Annotated in this window: 17 protein-coding genes and 2 pseudogenes; 3 read left to right on the top strand and 16 right to left on the bottom strand. The window is 36.7% G+C overall.

Features of this window, described 5'->3' with window-relative positions; all coding sequences use genetic code 11:
* Nucleotides 1–39 precede the first annotated feature (39 nt).
* Both H8S17_RS15090 and H8S17_RS15085 read right to left on the bottom strand, forming a co-directional pair.
* Nucleotides 40–1,380 carry a threonine/serine exporter family protein gene (locus tag H8S17_RS15090; RefSeq protein WP_186867804.1) on the bottom strand — a complete coding sequence of 447 codons (1,341 nt, stop codon included), beginning with the start codon at nt 1,378–1,380 and terminating at the stop codon, nt 40–42.
* Nucleotides 1,367–2,128, bottom strand: a complete 762-nt coding sequence (locus H8S17_RS15085) for a DUF4866 domain-containing protein (protein ID WP_186867803.1) — start codon at nt 2,126–2,128, stop codon at nt 1,367–1,369. The genes H8S17_RS15090 and H8S17_RS15085 overlap by 14 nt, the downstream gene beginning before the upstream one ends.
* A 125-nt stretch (nt 2,129–2,253) precedes the next feature.
* Here H8S17_RS15085 and H8S17_RS15080 point away from each other — a divergent pair, with 125 nt between their 5' ends.
* Nucleotides 2,254–3,165: a LysR family transcriptional regulator gene (locus H8S17_RS15080; RefSeq protein WP_186867802.1), complete on the top strand. Its 912-nt coding sequence runs from the start codon at nt 2,254–2,256 to the stop codon at nt 3,163–3,165.
* On the opposite strand, the gene H8S17_RS15075 is transcribed toward H8S17_RS15080, so the two are convergent.
* The 9 genes and pseudogenes from H8S17_RS15075 to H8S17_RS15035 all read right to left on the bottom strand — a co-directional run bounded on the left by H8S17_RS15075 (nt 3,156) and on the right by H8S17_RS15035 (nt 11,781).
* The gene (locus H8S17_RS15075; protein ID WP_186867801.1) at nt 3,156–5,600 is read right to left on the bottom strand and encodes an ABC transporter permease; all 2,445 of its coding nucleotides are present in this window, start codon (nt 5,598–5,600) and stop codon (nt 3,156–3,158) included. The two genes, H8S17_RS15080 and H8S17_RS15075, sit on opposite strands and share 10 nt — an antisense overlap.
* Complete coding sequence (locus H8S17_RS15070) at nt 5,597–6,271, bottom strand: ABC transporter ATP-binding protein (protein WP_006426335.1); 675 nt, start codon at nt 6,269–6,271, stop codon at nt 5,597–5,599. Before H8S17_RS15070 ends, H8S17_RS15075 begins: the two co-directional genes overlap by 4 nt.
* Before the next feature lie 177 nt (nt 6,272–6,448).
* Nucleotides 6,449–7,714: an ATP-binding protein gene (locus H8S17_RS15065; protein ID WP_186867800.1), complete on the bottom strand. Its 1,266-nt coding sequence runs from the start codon at nt 7,712–7,714 to the stop codon at nt 6,449–6,451.
* The gene (locus tag H8S17_RS15060; protein WP_008120506.1) at nt 7,690–8,379 is read right to left on the bottom strand and encodes a response regulator transcription factor; all 690 of its coding nucleotides are present in this window, start codon (nt 8,377–8,379) and stop codon (nt 7,690–7,692) included. Before H8S17_RS15060 ends, H8S17_RS15065 begins: the two co-directional genes overlap by 25 nt.
* A 20-nt stretch (nt 8,380–8,399) precedes the next feature.
* Nucleotides 8,400–8,807 (bottom strand): annotated as a pseudogene (locus tag H8S17_RS15055) (hypothetical protein); the annotation flags it as partial.
* A gap of 112 nt (nt 8,808–8,919) precedes the next feature.
* Nucleotides 8,920–9,432: a hypothetical protein gene (locus H8S17_RS15050; protein WP_243238100.1), complete on the bottom strand. Its 513-nt coding sequence runs from the start codon at nt 9,430–9,432 to the stop codon at nt 8,920–8,922.
* Nucleotide 9,433: 1 nt separating this feature from the next.
* Entirely contained in the window at nt 9,434–9,781 is a 348-nt protein-coding gene (locus tag H8S17_RS15045) for an ATP-binding protein (protein ID WP_186867799.1), read from the bottom strand.
* The gene (gene istA, locus H8S17_RS15040; protein WP_243238099.1) at nt 9,778–11,334 is read right to left on the bottom strand and encodes an IS21 family transposase; all 1,557 of its coding nucleotides are present in this window, start codon (nt 11,332–11,334) and stop codon (nt 9,778–9,780) included. Before istA ends, H8S17_RS15045 begins: the two co-directional genes overlap by 4 nt.
* Before the next feature lie 156 nt (nt 11,335–11,490).
* The gene (locus H8S17_RS15035; protein WP_186867798.1) at nt 11,491–11,781 is read right to left on the bottom strand and encodes a DUF3795 domain-containing protein; all 291 of its coding nucleotides are present in this window, start codon (nt 11,779–11,781) and stop codon (nt 11,491–11,493) included.
* Between the two features lie 165 nt (nt 11,782–11,946).
* On the opposite strand from H8S17_RS15035, the gene H8S17_RS15030 reads away from it, so the two are divergent.
* Together H8S17_RS15030 and H8S17_RS15025 are read left to right on the top strand one after the other, a co-directional pair.
* A complete protein-coding gene (locus H8S17_RS15030; protein WP_186867797.1) occupies nt 11,947–12,867 on the top strand; it encodes a tyrosine-type recombinase/integrase in 921 nt (306 codons plus the stop codon).
* A 121-nt stretch (nt 12,868–12,988) separates the two neighbouring features.
* Nucleotides 12,989–14,221: an aminotransferase class V-fold PLP-dependent enzyme gene (locus tag H8S17_RS15025; protein ID WP_177388443.1), complete on the top strand. Its 1,233-nt coding sequence runs from the start codon at nt 12,989–12,991 to the stop codon at nt 14,219–14,221.
* On the opposite strand, the gene H8S17_RS15020 is transcribed toward H8S17_RS15025, so the two are convergent.
* From H8S17_RS15020 to H8S17_RS16425, 5 genes and pseudogenes are all read right to left on the bottom strand, one after another.
* Nucleotides 14,205–16,574 carry a tetratricopeptide repeat protein gene (locus tag H8S17_RS15020; protein ID WP_186867796.1) on the bottom strand — a complete coding sequence of 790 codons (2,370 nt, stop codon included), beginning with the start codon at nt 16,572–16,574 and terminating at the stop codon, nt 14,205–14,207. The two genes, H8S17_RS15025 and H8S17_RS15020, sit on opposite strands and share 17 nt — an antisense overlap.
* Before the next feature lie 296 nt (nt 16,575–16,870).
* Nucleotides 16,871–17,158 carry a hypothetical protein gene (locus tag H8S17_RS15015; RefSeq protein WP_186867795.1) on the bottom strand — a complete coding sequence of 96 codons (288 nt, stop codon included), beginning with the start codon at nt 17,156–17,158 and terminating at the stop codon, nt 16,871–16,873.
* Between the two features lie 440 nt (nt 17,159–17,598).
* Nucleotides 17,599–18,015 (bottom strand): annotated as a pseudogene (locus H8S17_RS15010) (transposase); the annotation flags it as partial.
* Nucleotides 17,993–18,769 (bottom strand): recombinase zinc beta ribbon domain-containing protein, encoded by a 777-nt coding sequence (locus H8S17_RS15005; protein ID WP_243238097.1) that lies wholly within the window; start codon nt 18,767–18,769, stop codon nt 17,993–17,995. The gene H8S17_RS15005 and the pseudogene H8S17_RS15010, both read right to left, overlap by 23 nt.
* 93 nt (nt 18,770–18,862) lie before the next feature.
* On the bottom strand, nt 18,863–19,076 hold a 214-nt coding region (locus H8S17_RS16425; RefSeq protein WP_207723432.1), incomplete at its 5' end, for a hypothetical protein.

The raw sequence follows: 19,076 nt of genomic DNA, 5'->3' as shown, positions 1-19,076 counted from the left end.
ATTGACACTGTCTTTGAACATAAACCCATGCATAATCTGTTATGAGCAATACCGGAATGTCCGGTCGGTAAGTATTCTCGCAAAAATAAGTCCAAGCGGTAACGATACAATAATCATGATCGCTGCTGCAAACCACGAAACTGCCTCTGTTAGTGACATAATTCCAAAATTATAAATCGCACGATACAAATATAATCCTGGCACCATAATTACAATGGATGGCACTGTCAGTGAAATTCTCGGATATCCATGATTTCTCTTTATGATGGATGCAAGCAGACCTGCAGTCAGTGCTCCTATGAAAGCTGCTGCCGCAGATGGCATCCCTGTATAATCGACCAGTTCCAGCCGCAATGTATTTGCAACGGCACCGATACATGCCGCCGTTGCTGCCATATAGACTGAACTGTTAAACATAATCGAGAATCCAAATACTCCGCAAAAGCTTGCGATCAGACGTAAAACCAGATGCATCATACTTCCTAGATGCAAAGCTACAAAATCCTGTGGCTGAAGCTTTAACAAAAGTGCCATGATCCATGCAAACATCGTTGCAACCAGAACAATAATAATGGAATAGGTAAGCCGCTCCAGACCAGATCGCAAATCCAGCTTTGCCAAGTCAATTCCACTTGTGATAAACGGAAATCCCGGAATAATAAACAACATGGAACAGATATATCCGGCCTCATGCACTGCGGAAACGTGTAACAACAGCTCTGCCATATGCAGACAGACAGCATACGTCAGACATGCAGCTGAAATAGATACTGCAATGTTTAAAAACAATGTGTAATGATGTTTGATCAGCTTCATCCGGATAAGGTTACCAACACCAGCGGCAATAAATGCAAATATCATCTCCACCGGGCCACCACCCAGCAGAAATGTAAATCCACAACATGCAAGTGCCGCTGCCAATCCGAGTTTTACCGGAGAATAGAGTTCATGGATCTGCTCGATTTCATCCAGCCGCTTATGGATTTCTTCTCCGGTCAAATGCGCTTCCTGAGATGGAAAACTATTTACAAACTGTTCCATCCGATAAAGCTTGGAAGTATTTACTCCGGTATTTGCAATACTAAGAGACTGTGAAACACACTCTTTTCCATCAAAACAATTAAACTCTATGGACATCAGTCCCACATCCACTGTACAGGTTACTCCAAGTTCCCTGGAAAGCCTGTTCATAGAAGTCCGCACACGCCATGCTCCGGTTCCACAGGAAAGCATAATCAGACCAACCCGGCCGACAACCGATGCCTTTTCAATCAGTCCTGCCTGCTGAATCAGCACTTCACTGTCATTCTCTGTATAATCGTGCCACGGAATCTCCATATGATTTTTTTCCATGATTTCTACATAATCATTTTTCGCCATAAATGATCTCCTCCGCTTTTGCAACATGACGTTCGAGATTTTTCAGGAAGATAGAATTCGGAAGGAAAATTCCAATTTCATCATATCGGTTGTTATTCTCCACCAGCGAATCCTGTCCATAAAATACGTAAGCCATTGGAAGATTCTTTTCCAGCTCAATCATAAGATCCCACACGGCGGAATATGCTTCTGCCTCTGTCTCCTTCTCCTTTACGGTATCCGGCAGTTCACGAATGAGCAGCACACCCATATTTTTTTCAAGAATCTTTTGTTTCACATCCATGTAATCCGACTGATATTCATGGCTGTAACGGTATGCCTGTGCAAAATATATATTTTTCTGATTGCCGAGATCTTTGTATACCTCATGAAAATGCCGGTATTCTGTTTCATGAGCTGTGCCTTTGTATGCAGGAAGTAATTGCCCATTTTCATCCGTCATAATGACCGGATTTTGCTTTCCGTCTGCATCAAAACGATAGGGAATCAGAAATGAATTTCTCAACAGGTCAAACAATGTATTCTGACATATGCCCATAAGGAAGGCCGATATATCCCGGTTCGTATACGCATTGAACAAAGCCAGTGAAAATTCTGCCGGAGAAATTCCGGCATCCGAATCATCATTGCAAAATAAACAGTTACAAAATGTTTCCTGTAACTTTTCACATGCCCAATGATCATTTAATATTTTCTGAAACAAAGCCTCTGCCTTTTCCTCTCGTGGAAAAATCGTCTGTTCCTTCATGCTTCATGCGCTTCCTTTCTTGCTTTTTTCATCTTCTATGATTATACTTTTGTATTAGGGATAAGTAAAAACTATAATTGATATGTTATAAATAACATTTTGATATGTCAGAGGGGGTTCTATCGATGAATGTAAATTTTGAATACTATCGAATTTTTTATTATGTTGCAAAATACCACAACTTTACCAAAGCCGCACATACACTCGGCAGCAGTCAGCCAAATGTGACAAGGGCCATGAACCGTCTGGAGCAGCAGATTAATACAACTTTGTTTGTACGTACCAACCGGGGCATTCAGCTTACCCCGGAAGGGGAAAAACTTTATACCCATATTTCCGCTGCAATGTCACAGATTTTTGCCGCAGAAGAGGAGTTATCGGATAGTACGGGGCTGTCACATGGAAGCATTGCGATCGGTGTCAGCGAGACCGCATTAAATATTTTTCTTTTTAATAAACTTAAAGCATTTCATATGACCTATCCCGGCATCCGCCTGAAACTGTACAATTACTCCACCCCACAGGCCATTGATGCCGTAAAAAGCGGAAAAATCGACTTTGCTATTGTTTCAACTCCAGCTTCCGTGGAATCACCACTCAGACAGATTATGCTGCAGCCTTTTCAGGAAATCCTTGTCGGTGGTACAACTTTTACCGCACTCGGCAGCCAGGAATTATCTCTCGCAGAATTAAAAAACTATCCGCTGATTTCGCTTGGACGTGAAACAACGACGTTTCAGTTTTATCATGCACTCTTTCTCTCTCACGGACTCGAACTTGCCCCTGATACCGAAACCGCCACGACCGATCAGATTCTCCCTCTTGTCAAATGTGAGCTGGGCCTGGCTTTTCTTCCAGAAGCAATGGCACATGATTCTATTCAAAAAAGAGAAATTGTCCAGATATCACTAAAAGAAAACATTCCGGAAAGAAATATATGCATGCTATACGATTGCCAACATCCGCTGAACTCAGCCGCTCGACAATTCCGGAAAATGATTCTGGAAAATCATTTGTCACAAGTAAACTATCCCTGATACCTTATTCTTTCTACCAGCGTTTCCTTTTTCAGATTACTGCTTAAAACGCAGGAAAGTACAATCTGCAACAGACCGACCAAAAAAATCATAATAAAAATTGGTACGATTGGAACATGATAGATATTCATTCCAAATATTCCCATATGTTTTGCATAGGAAAAAAGTGCATAGCCGAGCGGCAGACCAATGATCAAAGCTACGCATATGGTACCAACCGTAAACATCAGTCCCTGTAACTGCAGACATAAATTTAATTGTTTATTTGTCATACCCACAGCCTGTAATATACCATATTCCTGCTTTTTTGTCGTAATATTCATGATCATGGTATTCGCCATATTCATAAACCCGATGAGTCCTACAATAGCCATAAACAGATAACAGCCAAGCTTCATCATGCTGCTTGCAAATTCGGCAGATTGTAACTGCGCATGATAGGTATCCATTTTTATATGCGAAGTATTAGAAATCAAAGTATTCAGACTTTGTTCTACAGATGCCACATCTTTTTTATCACAGTCCACCCACAGATAGCCATAGGCTGTTCCTCTCAGATTCATGGAACGATATACACCTTCCGGAATGACAAGATAAGTGTCCGCACTTACAAAAGATCCTGCAATCTTTCCCTGATAGGTATAGGTTCCATTTCCATTCTCAAAGTCAAATGCAATGGATTCACCCGGAGCATATCCATCTTGTTCCATCCACGTTGACCAGCCAAAGAAAATATCACCATTCTTTACCGCCTGATCATAGTCCATAGAGCCAATATCCCCGTCCTGGCGCATAAAATCAAAATCCTTTTTACTCACAATATCAGCCGGAAATCTTGTTCCGTTCAGATTTACAGAGACAATCTCTCTCGTCATGACATCTGTTACTCCCGGAATGCTTTTGATTTCTTCAATCAGCGAATCATTCAATGGATCATCCGTCAGAATCGTATCCAGATTATTCTCCGGATATCTTTCATCATACTCAGCAGAATAGTCAAGCTGCAGTTCAAATTGTCCATGATTAACGGAAAGACGCGCTTCATGCTCCGTATCAATATTTCCCACATAATTAGAGATAATCACAAACAATACGCAAGAAAAACCCATTGTGAGGATAGTACCAATAGTTCTTTTGGGATTACCCGTTACATTTGCCATTGCCATAGAAAACACGGTGACATTTTTTCTGCCATTTCGTTTTCCTTTTTTTTGTGTTTCTGCATTTTCTAAATACCGTGTTGCTTCGATAGGTGAAATCCGTGAAACAATTTTCATTGGTTTACGCAGTGCCAAAGCAACGGTAAGAAATGATACGAAAATACAGAGAAGCATAACAGGCAGGGAAAACAGAGGCACCTGCTGATTTTGGGCTCCCATAGAGCCAGTTTGGGTTGATACAAGGTTCTCCTGTTCTACCAGCCAGTTAAAACCGCATTTTGCAATCAGAAAGCCAAAAATCAATCCAACTGGTATTGAAAAAAATGTCAAAAAAATGCCCTCTCTGAAGATCAGCTGTTTCATCTGCTTTTTTGTCGCTCCCAGAGCCTTGATTTTTCCATACTCCTGTATCTTGTTGGCAATACCGACCTGAAAAATATTATAAATGACCACAACAGAGAAAAGTACAATTGCAAGAATCAAAACCCCGCATACCGCAATCGTTTCATAACTCGGCTGCAAGACCCATTGCAAATAGAGATCATTGACAATAACGTTTTTTTCTTCGATCCCACAAGCTGCTGCAATCTGCTTTATAACCAAATCAATATTATTCATAGATACATTTGCAGAATCATTTAAAGTAAAATAAATATTATACTGTCTGTCATTCTCTGCGACGTGCTCATCATAAAACTCCTGTGACCCGAAAGCAACATAAGATGCCTCGATGGTATACTCATCCCGATCATATAGGATTCCGCTGACAACAAATTCTTCCGGCTTATATTCTGACTGCATCCCTGCGCGGTAATCCAGTGTAACCGTATCTCCGATCTTTACATCACCATACCCCATTGCACGAAAAAATGCTCTTCCTGCGGCAATTTCCTGCGTTCCCCCCGGATACTTTCCTTCCTTCAACTCATATTCTTTATTATAAGGAAGCATTTTTCTTGCAGTCTCATCCATGCAGACAAACCCGCCGTTTTCATTGCCTTTTATAATGCCTTCTGTACACATAATTCCTATTGCATCTATTTCTGCACGGCGGCTTACTTCCTTTAACTGCGAGGCATCTGCTGCGACAAACAGACCATAATTGCTTCCATATGAGCCTGCCGCCTGACTTTTCTGTAAATGAATTACCCCATTTCCCACAGTACTGATGATCACAAGCAGCATCGTAGTCAGACATATGGACATCATAATCAGTATACTTCTTGTCTTGTTTTTTTTGTCATTGCTATATGCAATCCTGCTTATTGTCTTCATCTGAAATCCACCACCTGTCCGTCCTCAATCACCAGAATACGATCAGCGACCTGTGCAATTTCGTCATCATGGGTAATCATTACAATTGTCTGTCCATATTTTTTTGCTGTCATCTTAAGCAGAGCGATTACCTCATCACTGGTCTTAGAATCAAGATTTCCTGTCGGCTCATCTGCAAATATAATTTCCGGACGATTCACCAGTGCTCTTGCAATTGCTACTCTCTGCTGCTGTCCTCCGGATAACTGATTTGGCAGATTATAAATCCGGTTTTCAATCCCCAGAGTTGCAATAATATCATTTACATACGCTTCATCCACTTTTCTTCCATCCAGCCCCAGTGGCAGTACAATATTTTCCCAGACATTAACAGATGAAACCAGATTAAATGCCTGAAAAACAAATCCGATTTTTCTTCTGCGGAAAACAGCAAGGGCATCTTCCTTCATCCTGTATAAATCTTTCCCTGCTAAAGTAACACTGCCTTTTGTCGGGGTGTCTAGCCCTCCAAGCATATGAAGTAATGTACTTTTACCGGAACCTGACTTTCCAACAATTGCGACAAATTCTCCCTGCTCAATCTGAATGTCCACCTGATTGACCGCTTTGACCTGATTCTCACCTGCGCCATAAAACTTACAAAGCTGCTTGGTTTCTAATATCACACTCATGTGTTGCCTCCTTTTCAATTCTGTAAAGCATACCTTTTCAACACGCTTTCTTTGCCTGTTTATATATTTGGTCATTTTTCAACCTACATCCAAATTGTATCAGGACAATCTTTCATTTCACTTTCAAAAAACGAGCAAAAATCTTACAGAATTGTAAGATTTCTGCTCACTTAAAATTTAACCAACATATGGTAATTGAATCACAAACGTGCTTCCTTTTTTCTTTTTGCCGGAGGTTACCGTAATCGTACCTGCGTGTTTTTCGATAATTTCTCTCGATAGAAAAAGTCCGATTCCTGTACCACTCTTTTCCATGACCTCCTTGGAACTTCCTCTGTAAAATCGTTGAAAAATTTTGTGATACTCATTCTGCGGAATACCAATTCCCTGATCCTCAATTTCCATTCTTACAAGATCGTTTCTTTTTTGTAACCGGATAAATATTTTTGAACCACACGGACTGTACTTGACCGCATTATCCAGAACGTTGATCACAGCTTCACCAAGCCACCTTTTATCCTGCATAATCGTGCATGTTTCCATCTCTTTTTCATAGTCAAAAACGAATTCAATTTCTTTCTCATCCGCTTTAGGATAAGTGCGGTTCACTGCAGATATGACAGTATCCATAAGCGGAAGTTTTTTCTTATTAATCTGAATCAGTCCAGTTTCCATCTTGGATATTTCAAGAAGCGACTGCAATAATGTCTCCAGTCCATCCAGAGCACTCCGACAACGGATACGAAACTCCTCCTGTTCTGTGGCACTTAAGTCATTCTGCATCAGCACACTAAAACATGTATCCAAAGCTGCAACCGGTGTCTTTAACTGGTGAGAAATATCAGAAACCATTTCTTTCGTGTTCTCTTTTTCTTCCCGTGCTTCTTCCTTTAGCAACTGAATATGATGTCCGATTGCTTCAAGCTGGTCATTCAATTTTTCCAGTTCTGCTGGATTTTCCGTTTTCAGTAAAGCATCAAATTTATTTTCACGGAATCTGATCAGAATTTCTTCCAACTGGTCTAAAATTTTCTGATGACGCGCATCTTCTTTTTTCTTCCAATAAAGTAAAAAAGTCAAAAGAAGCACGCATATCACAGTGCTTACAGCACCGGTCACCATAACCTGATGCCGGAATTGCGAATAAAATGCATTCCTTTTATTCCCACAGTATCCATATTGCTCCAATAATCGCCTTCCCTGTTCGTTAGTTTCAATATCCTTATCCTTAAGCAATTCCGAAACAGCATCCAGCCCGGAAAATTCTTCCTTTGCAGCAATCTCTGTCATAAGATTCATTTTATATTTATAATCTTCATAAAACACATACGTGGTAAAGCAATTTAATATTGCAAACCATAATATGACAGGTAATACCAAGGAGAGCACTACTGTAATCTTCTTGCGATATCTCTTTGTCACTGCCTTACCTCCTGATTCCATATATACCCAAGACCTCTGATATTCTTTATATAGACCGGTGCAGCCGGATTGTCTTCGATTTTCTCACGGAGTCTTCTGATATTGACAGCGATTGTATTTTCATCCACAAAATCCCCTTCCAGATCAAACACATTTTCCAATATTTGTGTTTTTGAAAGAATCTGTTTCGGATTCTGAAGAAAAAAAGTCAGCATTTTCAACTCCGTTTTTGTCAGACTGATTTCACGACTCTTTATCAGGACTTTCATTTCTCCTGCGATAAATACGATATCTCCCGAAATCATCTTTCCGGCTTCCGTTTTCTCCTGTCTGCGGCGGAAATGTGCTTCTATTTTCAAAAGAAGTACCGAAAGACTAAACGGCTTTGTAATATAATCATCTGCCCCTGCTTCATATCCCATGACCTGATCCATCTCCTGATCTAGTGCTGTAAGACAAATAATGTATGTATTATAATTGCATCTCATCCACCTTACAAATTCCAATCCATTCCCATCCGGAAGATTCACATCACAAATGGTAACATCCACATTATTATCACTTGCAATTCTTTTCGCTTTTTTCACTGATTCTGCTGAAAAAACCTCATATCCGGATTTTTTCAGTGAAAATGTAATTCCACGATTTAAATTTTCATCATCTTCAACCACGAGTATACCTGGCATAGCATATGCACCTCTCTTTATTAACTATTCATCTTAAAATGCTTCAATGCCTCCACAATTGCACTCTCTTTATCTTCTGGACACTGCGGTTGCCTGCTATCTTCATTTTTAGGTAAATTAGGACTTGGAACAAGTTCCAAGTCTGTCGCGGCAGTCGTCGAATTGCCTTGCAAGCAGTCCATTCTCCTCGTTGCAACGCGCAAATTCTTTCCAACCTCAATTCCGCATTTTCTCTTTACCTGTGAGATATACAGATTGGAAACCTTCATGCCGGCATTATGTTCAGCCACATACTTCTTTATCTCATCATATGTTGCCTTAGTCTCTGCAGATGTTATATCCATATCATCAAGTTCAATCGTGACATTAATGTAATCATCCGGCTTTTGTTTCAGTTGGGACAAAAGAGCAACCGTCTCAACGTGCAACGGCATCTTTGTTGGAACACACATTTTCTGCCTCGTGTTCTTCAAAAGAACACACATCTTTATCATTCAACAAGTCATGATTATCGCTCATTTTTAAGCTCCTCCTTGTTGTCTACACAGCCTTTTCACGAAGATTCATATATCGGTCTCTGGCATATGGTATGCTTCTGTCATCCATACCCTTTAGCACAAATGTCAGCTTATACGGATCAGCTGTGCCATCCTCTTCCATATCACCGACAACTACTTTCTCCACAATGCTTTCAAATACTACTCTGTCAAATTCATCAAGTACATCAGCCCCTTTAAGCTTCTGCCTGATGAGTTTCATCTTATCAGCAATATTCTTCTGTGATAATGCACAATCAGAAAACAAATGCTTTTCTTCTTCACATTTATCCAGCTTATTGTCTAGCTCACTGTATTTATCGTCATAAGCTTCTTTAGAAATTTTATCATCCAGATACATATCGGTCAATTTCTTTCTCTTCTTTTCAAGAAAGGAAATCTCTTTCTCAATACGCTTCAATTTTTCTGTACTGTCGTCTTTGGATAATGTTTCTTCCACTGATGACAACACAGATTCAAGTACATCATCAAAATTCTCTGCAAGCAGCTTAAACATCTCAAGTCTTACCGGAACCGGTGGCTCCCTTTAGGATGATATGATGTCCTTCGTTGATGTATTGACAGGGCGAAAAACGAATCATCTGTGCTTTATCAAGCTTTCGGTCAGGAAGGTACTCAATATCTTCAACGCAGGCAGCCGAAACAGAAAAAGCAGCCCGTTTGATAAGATTTTTTAGTTTGTTTGCCTGACGTCTGTTCCATTCTGCGTCAACAAGAAGCCCTAGACGTTCTTCAAAGCCTAATACATTATAGGATTTTGAATCGTTCAGCTGATTTTGAAATTCATCAGCCATAGCACTACAGTTCAGTGCTTTCAGTTTTTCGAAGGTAGATGCATTGATCATTCTATATCACCTCCGTTTCTGTATGCCGAGATGCCACGTGTAATACCATTGCTTCTTTTACTGCACGTTTGACTGGAGAAATCCGCATCAGAAGTTAACTTATCCTGTCCGTTTTTAAGGATTGTAATAATACTCCTTAATGACGGTTGTACCGTAATGGTCAAAAGTTTTCCACAAGCTTTTTCAATTCGTCTGTTACCATACTTTTCGGCGGCCTTCATTAATCCGACGCAATACTTGTATCCCCGTTCCGGTTCTTTTTCGGAATAGAGAAAGTGATTTACAGTTTTTAATGTATGTGTTCCCATGTCCTCTGCCCAGCGCACAAACTCTTCCGGATTATAAGAAAGATACTTCTGGTGATTGAGAGGCATATGTTCCCTGATGCAAATGGGATCTCTTTGAGGAACCGTTTTCCTCACATGAGAAGCGACACGTCCGCCATGATAAAAGACCTCCACAGTAGTACTGGTTAAGCGAATATCTACCTGTTCTCCAATTAGATCAAATGGAACTGAGTATTTATTGATGCCATCACTTATGAGATAATCTTTTTGAACCTTTGCAGTAGACCAGACTGCTGGTTCATAAGGGACTTTGGGAAGCGGCAGCATAAAATCTTTTTCTTCATCTTCGAAAGCAGAACGCCGGTTTCCAAGTCTCTTTTTAAATGGACGGAGATTGAGTTCCTCCAGTTTCTCAGAAACGGCTGTTTTGGCTTCTTCAATAGAAAAGAAATGATAATTACGTAACGCTGCCAGAATCCAGGTGGTGGCATATTTCACAGAGCCTTCTGCATTTGGTTTATCGTCCGGATGCTTCATTCTGGCCGGTACAATCGCTGTATTATAATGGTCAGCCATTTCCTTGTAGGCTCTCGGAATTAAGGTGTCATACCGGGTGTTCTTAGTAACACCAGCTTTGAGATTATCCGGGATTAATAAACGGGTGGAACCACCAAAGTATGCATAGGAATGTACATGGCAGTTGATAAATGTATCAGATTTCATGTTTGGGCAAAGCTCTGCGTATACATAAAGACTGCACGGAAGCACTGCTACAAACAGATAGGCAGGAGTCGCTTCACCTGTAACCTCATCGTAAATATCGATGGTTGCACCTGCCCAGTCTACCTCCATTTCGTCACCGGGTTTATGTTGGATACGCATTGTAGCCTTAGTAATACGAGCCCACTTACGATAGTTATCATTGAACTGTGTGCTCATGTACGGCTTTTTGCCGGCTGCACTGGCTTCCAAACAGTATTCTGTCCAGAGAAGTGTAAGGGTAACTCCTTTCTTGGCAAGTTCTCTATGGATCTTAGGATAATCAGGCATAAGTCGTTCCTCATTATCCTTATTTCGTCCCGGATAAAACAAACATTCCAAAGACTGATTAGTGACATCGGCATCTAATGGCCAGCAAATGTGAAGATTTCCGGCTAATGTCAGAACTTCAGAAACGGTATTCCTTGAACTGTGTACACTGGATGCAATGTCTTTCCTGGTATATCCGAGGTTATTAAGCCTCAGAATCTCTCGATAATCAACCATGGTTATCGACCTCCTATAAATGATAGTCACACATGTGTGTGCCATCTTCATTATAGGACCAATCTATGTCAATGCACTATACAGCGGAAAGTATGCACTAAAACGCCGGAAAGCATGCACTCAATGACCGTGCAGCATGCACTGACTAATCGGTATTTACAAATTCTTTGAACGCTCCAACATATCCATAATATTATCGCAAGGAAATGCTTCACACTGATTGCATTTTTCAACACTATGCTTCATTATACAATCAACCAGTCCATATGTACCTGCTTTATGTGATGAACATCCACTACAAGTAATTTCTTCATTCGTTACCACCTTATCTCGCCAACCTACCCTATACCACAATTCTGCAACTCTTTTCAATTCTGCTTCGCTGTGAGCATTATATCTTGAACATTCTATACAATTGTCCCCACATAAAGTAATTCTCTCTTTCATAATAAACCCTCTCAATTTTCGCTATTAAATCATTCTGCTTTTGTATGCTTCACATCTTATATTATTATACTATGATTAACCTTGTTTTTCATTAGGATTATTTGCAAAATCAAAAGAGCATACATCAATATAAACACAATATTTCAAAAAAGGAGAGGCCCACAAATGAATACTTTATTTGCTACCACTGAAAACTATCTGGAATACTGCAAAACGCAAAAAAGGCTTGATAATAAAACGTTAAAAGCATATCGTACCGATTTAAGTCAATTTGTGTCTTTTTTCAACAACTCTAGCATACATACTATATCCATAACCGATCTAGAAAAATATATTGGATATCTGCATCAAAATTGCAAACCCAAAACAGCCAAAAGAAAACTTGCTTCAATAAAAGCTTTTTATCACTTTCTCGAATATAAAGATTATATTGAACAAAATCCTTTCAATAAAATTAAAATAAGCTTTCGGGAACCAATCATACTACCTAAAACAATCCCGCTTTACATAATGGAAAATTTACTTGCAACCATGTATAAGGAATTTTCTCTTGCCCATACCAACTATCGTAAGAAGCGCACTCTTCTTGACATTGCTATATGTGAAACACTATTTTCTACCGGCATGAGAATTTCTGAGCTATGTAATTTAAAAAGCTCCGATGTTGACTTACACGACGCAACAATTCGCATATATGGAAAAGGTTCAAAAGAACGAATGATACTGATTGGAAATAGTGACGTCATAAAAATGCTTAAAAAGTATACAGTTGAATATATGTCCGAAATAAATAAATGCGGATATTTCTTTGTTAATCCTAATGCAACCTCAATTTCAGATCAAGCTATCAGACGCATGATTAAAAAGTACTGTTCTCTTGCATCTATAGATTTTCATATAACTCCACATATGTTTCGCCACACCTTTGCTACAAGCCTACTTGAAGCAGATGTGGATATTAGGTACATTCAAGAGATGCTTGGACATAGTTCAATCACCGTAACTGAAATTTATACGCACGTTGCTCTTTCAAAGCAACGAGATATACTTACTGCAAAACATCCTCGAAAGAGTTTTAAAATATAGCTCTCTTATACAGGTAATGGATAATTTTTAGTTATCTATCACTTTGATTAGAGAGAAACTATAAATGATAATAGATGTTTGCTTATTATTTACTTAATAGGCTATACTATGGAGAATAAATATGTTTTTATTAAAAAGATTTTTGGGTGAACAATATAATCGAGTTAATCAAATTATTGATTCATATAATAATATACAAAATAATTATATTAATTTGGAAGCGTGTTGTAGTTATCCATTTCCCAGTGTTTTAAGGGCACAAGAATATCCGATGTTTACTTTACCAACAGAGGGTATGGTAGGGGCGCGATTTTTTCCATGTTTTGAAAGTATGGATGATATTGATAATTATACAGAAGAACTTGTATTAAAATTGCTAAACATTGATACATATAATGTATGTAATCAACCTCATTCTGGTACACAGGCTAACCAAATTGTATATAATGCAATATTAAATGATGGAGATACCGTATTAAGTCTTGATCCCAAAAGTGGTGGTCATATTTCTCATAATAAATTTTCCAAAAATATTAAAGTTATAAATTATGGTTTGACGTCTGAATATTTAATTGATTATGAACAATTATCTAACTTGACTATCAAACACAAACCTAAACTAATCATTGTGGGGGCTTCATCATATCCAAATGATATAGACTATAAATTAATTGCAGAGATTGCTCATAATAATGGTTCATATGTAATGGTAGATGCTTGTCATACTATCTTATATATAATGGCTAAGTTATACAGTAATCCATTTCCAGAGGTTGATTTTGTGACTTTTTCATTGGAGAAAGTATTACGTGGACCTCAAGGGGGCATATTAATTTATAAAAAGGAACTACAAAAATTAATTTCTTATTCAGTTTTTCCTCTTACACAAGGAGGACCTCTACAATCTATTCAATTTGCAAAGTTGTTATGCTTTGTAGAATTATCACATATTGATTTAAAAAAATTTGCTTCAGAGGTTCAACATCATGCTAAAATAATAGGATACAATTTAAATAATAACGGAATACATACTTATTCTAAAGATTATAAAACCCATATACTTTTAGTTGATGTGACTCCATATAAGTTAACTGGAAATATTGCAGAACAATTATTTTATGAAAACCATATATTAATAAACAAAAATCAAATACCACTTGATCCGTTATCACCACATATTACTTCAGGAATCCGATTTGGGACTACTTGTATTACTAATTTAAACTATTCTGATGATGATACAGCTTATTTAGCTGATTGTCTTAGTAATCTGTTATTGCATCAAAATATAAAAAAAGAAGTTATTGAATATTTAATTGATAAGTATCATAAAAGTACTAGTATCTCCAATTAGGTGATAGACTTAAACATATAGGGATATAATCATTGTGAATATTTAATACATCAAAAACAGTAAGAGTAGTAGTGTTTCTGTCGTTATTTGGTAAAAATATTTCCGATGGATTTACATCTGTTTTCCCATTATTATATATCTCAATATTTTTTAAATTATATTCTAATTGAAATCGAACCCATGGATCCTGTAAAATTTCTGATTTATTTAAACTCTTTAATATATATATTTCTAAGTCAGAAATTTTTTCAGGATTAATTGCACATTCACATATTCTTTTGTTTATATGTAATAGTGTAACGTCCATAGTAAGCGTTTCTGGAACCTCCTCTAATGCATATTCAAAATATTCAATAGCTTTTTGATAATTTCCTTTTAAATAATTAAGTGTTCCATAATTATAATATGATTCAAAAATTTCATTTGACCCGATCTCATAAAATTTCTTAATTGCTTTTTTAATAGTTTTTTCTGCATCGATATATGTTTTTGATCCATTCCAGATTTGGATTACAGAAATATTATTAAGGATAGTTGCTTGTTCAAAAACAGTTCCACATTTAGAAAAATAATCTAGACATTTTTGCAAATTATGGTATGCCTGTTCATACGAAAAAAAATGTGCAGTATTTCTTAGAATTATATAATACCATTTGTCAAGCACTTTATTTCTATTTTGAATTAATGAATTAAGTAATTTAGATATTTCCGCTTCTTTCCCTATGTGCTCTAATATAATCAATTTATACATAAGTGTTTCATTACTCTCAGGCAACAATTCTACTTCCTTTAGTGCAATATCAAAATGATAAAGCTGTGTCATAACTTTTACATAATAAATTCTAAATTTTTCGTTCCATACATTACTACTTCTGATGATATTCAATATTTCTAAAGAAGTTTCAAATGAGCAGATTTTTTGACATGCATCTAATAGACTTAATATATATTGCTCCGAAAGATGTAATAATATATTTTTGTCCGAATCTATATATGTTTTTATTAGCTCAACAAGATATTGAAAAGAACACGCATTATATTCTAATTTTATTAACTCTTCCAAATATTTAATACTTTTTAAAATTTTTTTCCCATCACATATTCCTATATAACAGTGGAGTAAATATATATAATCTGAAGAATCTTTTTTTTCCTGAACCAGTTCTTCTAATCCACTTTCAATATTGTAATAAAATTCTAAAAACTCTTCTGATGAATTAATGGTTTCTATGCTTAAGCCTATTTTGTCATGTGATAGTTTAAGTAAGTCCTTTCGAGTACTATTTAGCATTACATAGCCTAGGGTTATTATCTTCTTTAATTCCTCATTTAGAACATCATCCTTTAAATAAAAATATCTTTTCATTAAAGCAGTAACATATTCTAATCTTATTCCAGCAGGAAATAATGTAGCTAATAAAACTAAATCTCGTTGTATTTGTGGTAAACTATCAAGAGCATTTTCTAAAGACTTTGTTCTATTTTTTTTAAAAATCCCGTTCCTTATATTATTGTGGTTAGCCTTTATATATATATCAATTTCCTTTAAATTTCCAAATGTTTTTTTAAAACAATCTTCCGAAACCATGTTCAATATTTTGACATCAGGATATAGCGGCACTAATATAGATTCTAATATATCTTTTTTACTTAAGTTAGTAAGTTCAATATTAATATAATTATTTTGATATGCTATTGGACGAATATAATGAGTATTATCTGTTCTTTGTATATTAATAAAAGCTACATTTTTTGATATTTGATTTATTGCTATTTCGAAATAACGCTTTATAGTAGGATTCATAAATTGATAATTATCAATAATAAGTATTAATTTGTGTTTTTTACTTACATACTTAAAATATTTCATTACTAATTGAGATTTTTCTATTTCATTATTGATGGCAAGATGATTTGAATCGGTAACATCAATTCCACCTATCTCAATTTGGGCATTATATACTGGTATAGTTGCAACAATAGAAGATACTGATTGAAATAAAACATTAATTACTTTTTCTCGATGAAAACACCGCCTTAAATATTTTGATAAGGATGTTTTTTTATCAACTTTTAACATATTTTCTTTATCGTTAATATCGCCATTCCAAATGGTAAATAATATCATATCCCAAAATGCTGTGGTTGATAATATATCCTCTAACAAATTTAGATATAATATTGTAGATTTGGCATTATCGCAAAAATATTTTTCTACCGCTTCTTGTACTAAATATGTTTTGCCAGTTCCAGATGCTCCGTACACATTTATTATTGAACTAGATGTATAACATTCATCTATTTTCTTTTGAATTTCAAATATTTTATCTTTTCTAATATTGTATTTTTTCATTATTTTTTATCTTTTCTCATTTCTATTTCAGAAAGTATTGAAAATAAATCTCCTATTGTATAACTTAATTCTTTGGTTCGCCATCCTATATCTAATCATTTTTGAATACTATGAGCCGCTTCTACAGCATTTCTTATTTCTGTTACACTATCAAATAGTGTGAATGCATGATTAATAGCTATAGGATTTTCATTTCTAAATTCTATAACATAAAAAGGAATTTTTTGTATTTTAGTTTCCACTCCATATCTAAATAAACTAAATAAATAAGATAATGTCCAATGAGTATTATCTGACTAGTAACGTCCATCTCGTGTTATTACAATGCGAACAGCTCGTAAACAAGATGATTGAGCCATGTTATGTATTCTTGATAATTCATCAAAAATGTTAGTATATGCTCTATGTGAACCTAAAATATCGTTTTTATAGCCTATTTCTAAAGCATTTTCATGAAGTTTTGATGTTTTATCATCTATATATGCAATATGTTTACATTCTAAACTTATTAGCCTAAGAGGAAGTAATTTCTGAATTTCTATCAAAGCACTATTCCCGTCTATTATTGTTAACTTATCAATCATTGTTATCCTCTCCTATAGATTTTATACTGTCTCAAAATATTATATTATTTTCATCAAGATAAATACTAGTTATTTCTACAAAAAAATTCTTTTTGATTAACATTTAACGGATAACTAAAAATTATCCATTAGCCACATTATACTATATTCATTCAATCAAGTAAACTTTACTTTTGCAAAATCAATGCTGACTTGAAATTTTAAATTCCAGTGCAGTGGTAAATTCCACCAGACATTAAAATTCCTTGATTTTATTGAATTATAATGAGCAAAATCTTTAGATAACTGGTATAATTAAGCTAACTTCTCATAAAATATCTGAGTTTGTGACATGGAAAAGAGACCTCTGGATATCTGGTGTGTAAGACTAAATTCCACAGGCCACATCTAAAAAATGTGAATTGTTCAGTTCCAGTCTGACAGCAGATTTTTATGCTAAGTTAGTGATTAAAGCGAATCAGCTTAGGTGTCAGATTGACCTCGTCGGGTGGAATCGGCCTAAGCTGAAGTGCTTTTAAAATGTCAATGCCGTAGTTATCGAGTGCGATATCATATGGAGTGCGGCCGCCAAGACTTTCTCTGGGAGTGGAGTTGATATGGTCCACAATAGTTCTCAGATCCCATTGAGTGAGGAATTCAAAGCTGGTTTTCTTTGGCAGAACCATGTGCAACATGGTGTGCGCCTGTTCAATACCACCTTTTTGACCACTTCTCATGGGATCACAGAAATAGATACTTGAACGGATAATACCCTCAGATCCTGTTTCTAAAGAATCGGGATCGCCGAACTCTGATCCACGGTCCGTTAGAATTGTGTTGAATAAAGTGAGAAAATCATAGGTTCCCAGTTGATGTTGGTCGGTTGACACTCGGCAGTACGCCGCCATCTTCAATTTCTGCACTGAGTGTGCTGTTCCTGATTCCGCAATCGAAATCTGCTTTGCTGGTATAACAGTAATGCTTTTTGCCATTTTTAACCACCTCCTCAATCACTGTCTGTTCCGTGATGTTCAAGCCCTGCAATTCGGCATCATCAATCCTTATCCCTTTACATGCCTTAACTCCCTTTTCAATGTAGGTGCTGCAGAGCCATTGGATTTTCTTCTTGTAAACTTGTCTGCACCGGAGCGTTTTTCCGCAATAAGGGCAAAGCAGCATTCCGCTTAAGGGATAGCGGTTTTGGAACTTCATTGTGCTGTCCTGTCCGATATTCCTGTCACGCTTTCTCTGTTCCCTGACCTTCTGTACCTGTTCCCACACCTTTGGTGATACAATTGGTTCGTGATTTTCCAAAATGTAATAACTCTGCACTTCCCCGTTGTTTTTCCTTGTATGGTTTCTTTTGTTTTCAGGGGTGTAATACTTGGCTTTGCGAAAAATTGTATGTATGTAACGTTCTAAAATGGGAGTGTCTGTATTCTTTGTTTCCCGGCTCGGCTTTCGGAACTTCCATGATTCCGGCAACGCCAACCTCTCCAGTTCCGCTAAATGTCCATACCAATCCGGTACATATGCAAATTCAAATAAATCCGGTGCTATCATCTGTTTCCTCTTTTCCTGTGGTTTTCTGTACTCATATCTGTTTTCTGTCTTTGCTTCCATCGCTTTCATCATGAGCCTCCTTCTTGTTTTCTCTTGAAATATAAAATAGGTGTATCGCAATTCTATCGTTCTGTGAATTGCGATACACCTATCAATGCGTTTTTATCCATGGGCAAATTTCAGCAACTTCAACAAACATCGTATTCTGTGCTGTTTCCTTGCTTCCATGTGATTTCTCCTTTTATGGTGTAGTTTGTTAGGCGTTTGCGAAACGCCAAACACCGCATAAATACGGTATTTTTTGTTGTTAAAATAAAATATCTCCTCAAGGTTTATGGTAAAATAGAGTTGACTAGAAACTAAATACCAATCCACC

This window comes from Roseburia zhanii (assembly GCF_014287635.1).
GTDB lineage: Bacteria > Bacillota > Clostridia > Lachnospirales > Lachnospiraceae > Roseburia_B > Roseburia_B zhanii.
The sequence above is the reverse complement of the archived record's forward strand: the minus strand, read 5'-3'. Positions and strand labels throughout refer to the sequence as shown.